The organism is Desulfosporosinus hippei DSM 8344 (assembly GCF_900100785.1).
In the GTDB taxonomy this organism is placed as follows: Bacteria; Bacillota; Desulfitobacteriia; order Desulfitobacteriales; family Desulfitobacteriaceae; genus Desulfosporosinus; species Desulfosporosinus hippei.
In genome coordinates, this window is sequence record NZ_FNCP01000069.1 from 1 (window position 1) to 1,625 (window position 1,625).

At 59.3% G+C, this 1,625-nt stretch carries 1 protein-coding gene; it reads right to left on the minus strand.

The features are described from left to right. Positions 1 to 1,609 (minus strand): hypothetical protein (locus tag BLS16_RS23025; RefSeq protein ID WP_242876416.1); only part of this gene is annotated, 1,609 nt, incomplete at its 3' end. Positions 1,610 to 1,625: the final 16 nt, after the last annotated feature.

Here is a 1,625-nt window from a genome sequence, read left to right on the forward strand (position 1 = left end):
CCAGTTGCACCCGTTGCGCCAACATCGCCTGTGGCTCCAGTTGCACCTGTTGATCCAACATCCCCAGTAGCTCCCGTTGTTCCAGTAGCGCCAACATCGCCAGTGGCCCCAGTTGTACCTGTTGCGCCAACATCACCAGTGGCTCCAGTTGTACCAGTCGCCCCCACATCGCCAGTAGCTCCAGTTGCACCCGTTGCGCCAACATCACCAGTGGCTCCAGTTGCTCCGGTTGCGCCAACATCGCCTGTAACTCCAGTTGCACCTGTTGATCCAACATCCCCAGTAGCTCCAGTTGTACCTGTTGATCCAACCTCGCCAGTGGCTCCAGTTGCACCTGTCGACCCAACATCACCAGTAGCTCCCGTTGCACCGGTTGCGCCAACATCGCCTGTGGCTCCGGTTGATCCAGTTGCGCCAACATCACCAGTAGCTCCAGTTGCACCGGTTGATCCAACATCGCCTGTAACCCCAGTTGCACCGGTTGATCCAACATCCCCTGTGACTCCAGTTGCACCCGTTGCGCCAACCTCGCCTGTGGCTCCCGTTGCACCGGTTGATCCAACATCGCCCGTTGCTCCAGTTGCACCGGTTGATCCAACATCCCCTGTGACTCCAGTTGCACCCGTTGCGCCAACATCGCCTGTGGCTCCGGTTGCACCTGTTGCGCCAACATCGCCGGTAGCTCCAGTTGATCCGGTTGATCCAACATCGCCTGTAACTCCAGTAGCACCGGTTGCGCCAACATCGCCTGTAACTCCAGTAGCACCGGTTGCGCCAACATCGCCTGTGGCTCCAGTTGCACCGGTTGATCCAACATCGCCAGTAGCTCCAGTTGCACCTGTCGACCCAACATCACCAGTAGCTCCCGTTGCACCTGTTGATCCAATATCGCCAGTGGCTCCAGTTGCACCTGTTGATCCAACATCACCTGTAGCTCCAGTTGCACCCGTTGCGCCAACATCACCAGTGGCTCCAGTTGTACCAGTCGCCCCCACATCGCCAGTGGCCCCAGTTGCACCTGTCGACCCAACATCGCCTGTAACTCCCGTTGCACCGGTTGCGCCAACATCGCCTGTGGCTCCGGTTGATCCAGTTGCGCCAACATCGCCTGTGGCTCCAGTTGCACCTGTTGATCCAACATCCCCAGTAGCTCCCGTTGTTCCAGTAGCGCCAACATCGCCAGTGGCCCCAGTTGCACCCGTTGCGCCAACCTCACCAGTGGCTCCAGTTGCTCCGGTTGCCCCAACCTCGCCCGTGGCTCCGGTTGCACCAGTAGCCCCAACATCGCCCGTGGCCCCAGTTGCACCCGTTGATCCAACATCGCCTGTAACCCCAGTTGCACCGGTTGATCCAACATCCCCTGTGACTCCAGTTGCACCCGTTGCGCCAACCTCACCAGTGGCCCCAGTTGCACCTGTTGATCCAATATCGCCAGTGGCCCCAGTTGTTCCAGTAGCCCCAACATCGCCAGTAGCTCCCGTTGTTCCAGTAGCCCCAACATCGCCGGTAGCCCCAGTTGCACCTGTTGATCCAACATCCCCTGTGGCTCCGGTTGCACCTGTTGATCCAATATCGCCAGTGGCCCCAGTTGCACCTGTCGACCCAACATCGCCTGTAACTCCCGT